The sequence below is a fragment of the Rhabdonatronobacter sediminivivens genome, assembly GCF_013415485.1.
Lineage (GTDB): Bacteria > Pseudomonadota > Alphaproteobacteria > Rhodobacterales > Rhodobacteraceae > Rhabdonatronobacter > Rhabdonatronobacter sediminivivens.
In genome coordinates this window covers 1-8,138 of sequence record NZ_JACBXS010000073.1, presented here as the reverse complement: position 1 = coordinate 8,138, position 8,138 = coordinate 1, and the positions used below count along the sequence as shown (strand labels likewise).

6 protein-coding genes and 1 pseudogene are annotated in these 8,138 nt (G+C 62.2%); 3 read left to right on the top strand and 4 right to left on the bottom strand.

Annotation, left to right across the window (positions count from 1 at the left end):
* Positions 1-147: 147 nt before the first annotated feature.
* Positions 148-324: a PLDc N-terminal domain-containing protein gene (locus HUK65_RS17590; RefSeq protein ID WP_179907569.1), complete on the bottom strand. Its 177-nt coding sequence runs from the start codon at positions 322-324 to the stop codon at positions 148-150.
* Between the two features lie 82 nt (positions 325-406).
* Entirely contained in the window at positions 407-1,699 is a 1,293-nt protein-coding gene (gene cls / locus HUK65_RS17585) for a cardiolipin synthase (RefSeq protein ID WP_179907568.1), read from the bottom strand.
* Between the two features lie 41 nt (positions 1,700-1,740).
* Here cls and HUK65_RS17580 point away from each other — a divergent pair.
* Positions 1,741-2,308, top strand: a pseudogene (locus HUK65_RS17580) (IS5 family transposase); the annotation flags it as partial.
* Here the strand turns inward: HUK65_RS17580 and HUK65_RS17575 are convergent.
* Together HUK65_RS17575 and HUK65_RS17570 are read right to left on the bottom strand one after the other, a co-directional pair.
* Positions 2,230-5,310 (bottom strand): efflux RND transporter permease subunit, encoded by a 3,081-nt coding sequence (locus HUK65_RS17575; protein WP_179907567.1) that lies wholly within the window; start codon positions 5,308-5,310, stop codon positions 2,230-2,232. The pseudogene HUK65_RS17580 and the gene HUK65_RS17575 sit on opposite strands and share 79 nt — an antisense overlap.
* On the bottom strand, positions 5,307-6,404 hold the full coding sequence (locus HUK65_RS17570; RefSeq protein ID WP_179907566.1) for an efflux RND transporter periplasmic adaptor subunit: 1,098 nt from the start codon (positions 6,402-6,404) through the stop codon (positions 5,307-5,309). The genes HUK65_RS17575 and HUK65_RS17570 overlap by 4 nt, the downstream gene beginning before the upstream one ends.
* Positions 6,405-6,485: 81 nt before the next feature.
* Between HUK65_RS17570 and HUK65_RS17565 the strand changes: the two genes are divergently transcribed.
* Together HUK65_RS17565 and HUK65_RS17560 are read left to right on the top strand one after the other, a co-directional pair.
* A complete protein-coding gene (locus HUK65_RS17565; RefSeq protein ID WP_327787155.1) occupies positions 6,486-7,046 on the top strand; it encodes a TetR/AcrR family transcriptional regulator in 561 nt (186 codons plus the stop codon).
* A 603-nt stretch (positions 7,047-7,649) separates the two neighbouring features.
* Positions 7,650-8,072, top strand: a complete 423-nt coding sequence (locus HUK65_RS17560) for a TetR family transcriptional regulator (protein WP_268839481.1) — start codon at positions 7,650-7,652, stop codon at positions 8,070-8,072.
* Positions 8,073-8,138: the final 66 nt, after the last annotated feature.

The following is an 8,138-nucleotide window of genomic DNA, read 5'->3' as shown; positions in this document are numbered from 1 at the left end:
AGTGTTCCTCTCCGCCGTCGCGCTCGCCGCAACCGTCCTCTTCTGGCTTTGAATATCAATGAGTCTGGAGCCTACGGCTCAGGGAGAGCAACGCCACCCTTCATCCCAAAAAGTTCAACATCGACCGGGACATTCCCAGTCGCGGTGTCACGCCTTTTTCGGGCCGGCGATGAACCAGATAATGAGCCCGACCAGCGGAAAGATCAGAACCAGCAGGATCCACAGGACCTTCTGCCCGCTGCTTGCCGGAGAGCCCAGGATCGAAACCGCCGCATAAATCACCAAGGCCAGGTGGATCAGCCCCAGAATGCCCGTGAATTCCATACTCAATCTCCTTGTTGTCAGGTCATGTTCCCTGACGAACGCGTGAGTACTGGTGCAGTTCCACGTTGCGCGGCAGGGCGGTTCAGAACTGTGCGCGCAGCCAGCTCCATGCCCAGTCCGCCAGACGCGTGCGCAACGGGCGGTCCTGCCAATCCTCCAGCGTCACCTGCCGCGACCGCTCAAGGTCCCGCGAGAAATGCCCGATCTGTTCGCGCGCGAAATCCGGGTCAAACACATTCAGGTTGGCCTCGTCATTCAACCGGAACGAACGTTCGTCGAAATTGGTTGATCCGACACTGGCAAACACCTCGTCGATGACGATCAGCTTGGCGTGCATGAAGGTGGGCTGATACTCGTGGATGCGGACCCCCGCCTCCAGCAGCGGACCCCAGAAATGGCGCGAGGCATTGCGCACCATGTCCTTGTCCATATGTTCGCCCGGCACGATGATTTCGACCTCGACCCCGCGTTCGCGGGCCTGAAGAAGCTGGGCCTTGGCGACATCGTCGGGGACCATGTAGGGCGTGGCGATGCGGATATGGTTCTCGGCCCCGGCGAAGGCGGTCATCAGCATCATGTGCATGTAGTTGCGGCTGCCGGTGGCGCTGAGCACCAGTTGGGCAACGGTCTCGCCCTCGGGGGCAAGCTCGGGGAAGTATCGCGGTCCTTGCAGGATCTCGCCAGTATCCTCGACCCAATTGGACACGAAGGCGCCTTGCATTGCGGCCACCACCGGCCCGGTGACGCGGAAATGCAATTCGCGCCACTCGGCCGGGTTGCGGGCATCGCCCAGCCACTGATCGCCGATCCCCACGCCGCCCGTGAACCCCACGCGCCCGTCCACGATCAGCAACTTGCGGTGCGTGCGGTTGTTGATCCGGTTCAATGTGTACCAGCGCACCGGGCGGAAGCGCACCACCTGGACCCCTGCGGCCTCCATCCCGTGGATCAGCGACATATCCATCGGCTGCGAGCCCACCCAGTCCAGCATGACCCGCACCTCGACCCCGGCACGGGCGCGCTCCATCAGCGCCCGGGCAAACTGCTCGGCAATGCTGCCGTCCCAGTAGACATAGGTTTCGAAGTTGATGCTGTCCTGCGCCGCCACGATGGCGTCGATCATGGCGGGGAAGATCTCATCCCCGTTGGACAGCGTCTGGATCCGGTTGCCTGCGACAAGGTTTGTTCCAAAGAGTCCCGCCAGAGTACGTTGATACTCCGGTGATGAGGACGTGACCACGGGGGGCACCGGCTCGCGCAGTTCGCGCCGGTCGGGCATCAGGTTCAAGGCCACGATGACCAGCGCCACCGTGACAAGGGACGCCGTGACAAGGGCCGCCGCCACCGCCGTTCCGATCCGCCGTCCTGTCGGCATACTGGCCTCCCGTTTGAGTTATTTTCAGTTGAAGAACGCTTCTGGCCGCGGAGCACGGCGAAGAGAAGCCGTGATGATTGACGCGACCTACCTGAAAGCACACCGGACCGCGACCAGCCTGGCCGCGAAAAAAGGGGGATGAGCCATTGTCGCGCCATCGGTCCGAGAGACAATGGCGAATGACGCCTGATCGGCCGCACCAAAGGTGGCATGAACACCAAGCTGCACGCCATCTGCGACAGCCAGGGACGGCCTCTGAACCTGTTTGTCACCGCCGGACAGGTCAGCGATTACAGCGGTGCGCGGGCTCTGCTGGGCAGCCTGCCAGACGTGGAGTGGCTGCTTGGGGACCGGGGCTATGACGCCGACTGGTTCAGAGACGCGTTGAAAGACAAGGGGATACGCCCCTGCATCCCGGGCCGGAAGCAGCGCAAGGCAACTGTCAAATACGACAAGCGCCGGTACAAACGGCGAAACCGGATCAAGATCATGTTCGGCAGATTCAAGGACTGGCGGAACGTCGCAACCCGCTACGACAGATGCCCAAAGGTCTTTCTCTCCGCCATCGCACTCGCTGCAATCGTTTCTTTTTTCGAGATCAGCACATAGAACGTCGGCACCACGAAGAGCGTGAAAACCGTGCCAACAGTGATCCCCGAGAAGATGACAAGCCCCATGGCGAAACGCGCAGCAGCGCCAGCGCCATCGGCCAGCATCAGGGGCACGACACCCAGCGCGGTCGCGGCTGTGGTCATCAGGATCGGGCGCAACCGCAGCCGCGCGGATTCGACAATCGCTGCCGCCCGCGCCAGCCTTTGGCTCACACGCAGCTGATTGGCAAACTCAACCAGCAGGATCCCATGCTTTGTTATAAGCCCGATCAGCGTGATCAGCCCCACCTGCGTGTAGATGTTCAGCGTCCCGAGCCCGAGGTTGAGCGGCACGATCACCCCGAAAATCGACAACGGTACGGACATCAGAACGATGAACGGATCGCGAAGGCTTTCGAACTGTGCGGCCAGCACCAGATAGATCACCACAATGGCCAGCACGAAGGCGATCGCCACAGTGTTGCCCTCGGCCATTTCCAGACGCGATTGCCCTTCGTAGTCCAGGAAGAAGCCATCGGGCAGTTCGGCCCGCGCGATCTCTTCCAGCGCGGCCAGCCCGTCGCCGGTCGAAGTACCGATCATCGGCAGTGCCGTCAGCGTGGCAGAGTTCAGCTGGTTGAATTGCTCGATCGCCTGCGGGGCAATGGCGGTCGAGATATCGGCAACCGCCGACAAGGGCACCAGCTCACCCGAGCGGGCGCGCAGGTAGATATCGCCCAGCCGTTCAGGGTTGTCGCGGTATTCCTGCGGCACCTGCATGATCACATCATAGCTTTGGCTGTCACGGTCGAATTGTGCCGTGGCGCCCTCGCCCACAAGCAGGCTGAGGGTCTGCCCGATCTGGCTGGCCGGCAGGTTCAGCGCGGCCACGCGGTCCCGGTCAATGGTGACGACAACCTGCCTGGTATCGAAGGACATCGAGTTCTGGACCACAAGGAACCGGCCCGATGCCTCGGCTTCGCGCCGGATACGGTCGGCAACCTCATAGACCTCTGACGGATCGCCTGTGGACTGGACAACCAGCCCGATGGGAAGCCCACCGCCTGCACCGGGCAGCGACGGGGGCGCAAAGACGAACGCCTGCAGGCCTGCAATCGGCGCGAGACGGGCCTGCAGGTCCTGCTGCAGCTCGGCCTGGCTGCGATCGCGGTCTGCCCAGTCATCGAAGGCCCACAGCATGATCCCCGAATTGGTCTGCCCCCCGAACCCCACAATCGAGAAATTTGCCGCAAGTTCCGGCACATCGGCGGTGCGTTCGCGCATCTGGCGGACATAGTGGGTGGTATAGTCGGTGGTTGCATAGGACGGCGCGTTGACAAAGGAGAACAGCGCACCTGAATCCTCTTCCGGCGCAAGTTCGGAAGAGGTGTTGAGAAACAGAAATCCCGTCAGGCTTGACAGCACGACAACAGCCATGACCGTAACCGGGACAAAGTTCAGCGAGGATTCCAGACGGCGCACATACCAGCGCTCCAGGCGGGTGAAGGCCGCGTTCAGCCGCTGCTGAAAGCGGTTCTCCCCGCCGCCGGAGCGCAGCACCCGTGCCGCCATCATCGGTGATATGGTCAGCGCCACGACGCCCGAGATGAAGACCGCACCCGCCAGCGCCGCCGCAAATTCACGAAACAGCGCCCCCGTCAGGCCGCCGACAAAAAACAGCGGCAGGAACACTGCAAACAGCGTTGTCAGCATGGCAATGATCGCCACGGACAATTCGCGCATGGCCGTGAAGGCGGCTTCCATCGGGGTCTGGCCGTCGTCAATGTGGCGCTGCACATTCTCGACCACGATGATCGCATCATCCACCACCAGCCCGATGGCCAGCACCAGCGCAAGCAGAGTCAAAAGGTTGATCGAATAGCCCATGGTGAACAGGATAAAAAGCGTGCCCACCAGCGATAGCGGTATCGCCACCAGCGGCACCGATACCGACCGGATCGAGCCCAGAAACAACAGGATGATCAGCGCCACGATGGCGGTGGCCTGCAAGATGGTCTGCAAGACCTCGTTGATGGAGGCCGCGATCTGTTCGGTCGCGTCATACATCAGTTCCATTGTCATGCCGTCTGGCAAGCTGGCCTGCAGGGCGGGCAGTTCCGCCAGCACAGCGGCAGACACATCCAGCGGGTTGGCGCCGGGGCTGGGAAACACGCCGATGAATGTCCCGTCCTCACCATCGAAGCTGACCACCATGTCGGTGGATTCGGCCGCCAGCTCTATCCGGGCCACATCGCTCAGGCGGACGACCTCCGATCCGGACCCGGCCACGGGCAGGTTGCCAAAGGCTTCAGGCGTCTGCAGGGTGGAATCCATGGTGATGGCATAGCCCACCAGCTCGCCCCGTGTCCGGCCCGGCGCGGCCAGAAAATTGGCGTCATTGATGGCCTGCGTCACCTCACCCGCGGTCAGGCCGTGACCTGCCAGCCGCACCGGATCGATCCAGACGCGCATCGCGTAATTCGCGGCGCCCATGACCTGGCTTTCGGCCACCCCTTCGATGGTGGACATGCGCGGCACGATCACGCGCTCGATATACTCGGTCACCTGCTCGGCGGTCATCTGGGGGTTCTGGACGGCCAGATACATGGTGGCGAAGGTCTGGCCCGTGCCCTTGACGATGCTTGGGTCCTGCGCATCCGATGGCAGGCGCGCGCGCACCTCCTGAACCTTGGACATGACTTCGGTCAGCGCCACATCCGGGTCCTGCCCCAGCCGCATCTGCACTGTCACCACCGAGGCCGAGGTCCGCGACTGGCTGGTGACGTAATCGACCCCCTCTGCCGATGCGACAGCCGCCGAAATCGGCGCGGTCACAAAGCCCTGTATCAGTTCGGCCGATGCGCCGGGATAGACGGTTGTTACCGTGATGACGGTTTCATCAACTTGCGGATACTGACGCGTCTGCAGCCCGAACACGGCCATGAACCCCAGCAGCATGATCATGAGGCCCAGAACGCTGGACCCCACCGGGCGCTTGATGAAAGGCGCAGAGATGTTCATCGGGAGGCCTCCGGCGCCTGTGTTTCAGCCAGTGTGACGGGGGCGCGGTTCGACAGGCGGTTCTGACCGGAAGACACGACACGCTCACCGGCGCTCAGACCTTCGACAACCTCGATCCGGCCATTGTCGCGCCGCCCCAGGGTGACGAACACCTGCCGCACTTCAAGCGTGTCGGCATCATCCTCGCGTTCGCGCACAATATAGACGAAATCACCATAGAGGCTGATCGTCACCGCAGTCTGCGGCAGGGTGATCACCCCATCCTCTGCTGGCAGATCAACCCGCACGCGGGCAAACTGGCCGGGCGTCAACGCGCGATCAGGGTTGTCAACACTGCCGCGCACGGCAACCATCCTGGAGCCCGGATCAACACGCGGATCAATGCCCGTGATCTCGCCATCAAAAACCCGCGCGTCCCCGTCAATGCGCACATGCAACCCCTGGCCAATATACAGCGCGGGCAGAGCCTGTTCGGGCAGGCTGAAATCCACACGCATGGTGTCCAGATCCTGCAGCGTTGCCACAATGGTCCCCGGCGAGACATACGCCCCGCGATCCACGCGGGGCAGGCCGATCGTTCCATCGAAAGGGGCTATCAGGCGGCGCTGTGCAACCGCGGCCTCGCCACGCGCCACTTGCGCGGTCGCTGCCTCAAAGGCGGCGCGGGTCTGGTCAAGCCGTGCCTCACTGGCCACGCCGCGGGTTTGCAGCTCCTGCTCGCGGGCAAGAGTGGCGCGTTCCAGGTCAAGCTGACTGCGCGCGGCGGTAAGATCAGCCTGCTGCATTTCATCATCAAGCCGCAGAAGCGTTTGACCCGCCTGAACGTCCTCATTCGCCGCAAATTCGATCTCGCGCACGATCCCTGCCGCCTCGACCGTCAGTTCCACGCCCTGCGCTGCGTTGACCGTGCCGATCGCGCTCAGCGATGGCTGCCAGGTCGTTGTTTCCGCCACGACCGTTTCGACAGGCAACGCCGCGACAGGCCGGTCTGCCAGAAACTGCGCGATCATCCGGTCGCGAAACAGGTTGAAGCCGACCAGCCCGCCCCCGACCAGCGCAAGCAGCAGAATTGCGATAATGAAACGCTTTGTCATTGAGAGGTCCACCATGGGGGCTTGTATTCTGTCAGGCGCAACTATACCGTCCAGCCGGTACAGTCAATGCAGGATCCTGACGTGACCCACGACACAGCCCCCAGCCGCAAGGCAGATACCAGAATGCGCCTGCTGGACGCTGCAGAGGCCGTGGCGCGCCGTTTGGGCCCGGGCAACTTGTCGCTCGATGCCGTCGCTGCGGAAGCGGGCGTATCAAAAGGGGGCCTGCTGTATCACTTTCCTTCGAAGTCAAAGCTGCTCGAGGCACTGGTTGCCCATCATCTGTCACGCCTTGATGCGGCTTTGCGCGCCGAAGAGGCCACTGGCCGCCCGAATGCTGCGATCACCGCCTATATGGATCAGTTCCTGCAAGAAGCCGCGCGTCAGAAACCACCAGCATCGGGCCTGCTGGCCGCGCTGGCCGAAAACCCCCAGCTTCTGGATCCGATCCGTGCACGCGAACGCGATTTTCTTGCACGCATCCGTGCCGATTCAACGGACCCTGACTTCGCCACGGTCGCGTTCCTTGTCGTTCACGCATTGCGGGCGATGAAGATGCTGGACACCGAGGTGCTTGACGAGGCCGAAGCCCAGAGTATGATCGGCTGGCTGAACCGCCGATTGCAGGACGGCGACACTTGATCGAACCTACAGGGTAACTTGCAAGCCCACCGGGGTTTTCTGTTTCGGCCAAACATGGAACAAGATCAAAGGTTTCAGCATCTCCGGACGCTTGCATGGCCGCTTGGCAGGCTGCTGAAAAAGAAAGATGGGCAGCGCCTGTCAGGAAAACTGTTCCTGTTCTTACATCGAACCCCGGAGCGAAGGGACGCGCCTGACCCTGGGTGGGCGCTTTGGGACCTTGGGGTTAATGCGGTTTATGCTGGCCAAACCCCTCCATGAACTGAGCTTTTTGCAGCGTTGCAATGCGCCCTCCCGCGGGAGGGTCGGGCGCGTCCCGGGCTGGTCGCCCGGGACAGGGCTTGTGGAAAGCGTGCCGCGGCACAGTTTCCCGGTCTCTTGTCTGAACATTCGGAGGCGGGCGACTTTTTCAGCTGCCCCTTTGAAACGCGAATGAAACAATGTGATGGCTGAACGGAGCAGCTTGGCGAGCCGGGCTGGATGCGCCCTGCTTGCCTGTGATCCTCAAGACAACTATTCGAATGGACCGGTGGATCAAGAGGAGCGACCAGCATGGCCGCGCGCAAGGCAGGGACCACCCGAGACCCGTAGCGCAGGCGCATCTTGACTGCGGCAACGGGAATGTTCGCCGGGCACGGCTTTACCGGTGCGACCGTAGACGCGATTGCCGGTTCAGCAGGCGTGAACATGCGCATGATCAATCATTACTTCGGGGACAAGTGCGGGCTCTATGTTGCCGTTCTGGAGGAACTCCTCGGAGAGCTGAGGGAAGCCGAGCTGCACCCCATCAAAGGGCCCGGTTCGGCGACGGACGGGCTGATCGGAATTTATCAGACCATTTTCGACCATTTCGGGAACAGTCCCCAGCTTGTGCGCAGCCTGTCGACCGAAAACGTCATGTTCGCGCGGTTCCTGAAATCCTCTGTGGCAACACCGGTTGTCGCCTCGCTCTCACTGCGCAATATCGAGGCATTGCTCAAGCGCGGGCAGCAGGATGGCTCGATCCGGCGCAAGATAGTGTTCTGAGTCTGACGCATCTTACCGGTTCCCTCTGATTTCATCCAGCGCGTCGAGTGCGCGGCGTTCCCGGGT

Bases quoted from the DNA above. Each gene is read 5' to 3' on its own strand.
- HUK65_RS17590 (WP_179907569.1), bottom strand. From the start codon at position 324: ATGGAATTCACGGGCATTCTGGGGCTGATCCACCTGGCCTTGGTGATT.
- cls (WP_179907568.1), bottom strand. From the start codon at position 1,699: ATGCCGACAGGACGGCGGATCGGAACGGCGGTGGCGGCGGCCCTTGTC.
- HUK65_RS17575 (WP_179907567.1), bottom strand. From the start codon at position 5,310: ATGAACATCTCTGCGCCTTTCATCAAGCGCCCGGTGGGGTCCAGCGTT.
- HUK65_RS17570 (WP_179907566.1), bottom strand. From the start codon at position 6,404: ATGACAAAGCGTTTCATTATCGCAATTCTGCTGCTTGCGCTGGTCGGG.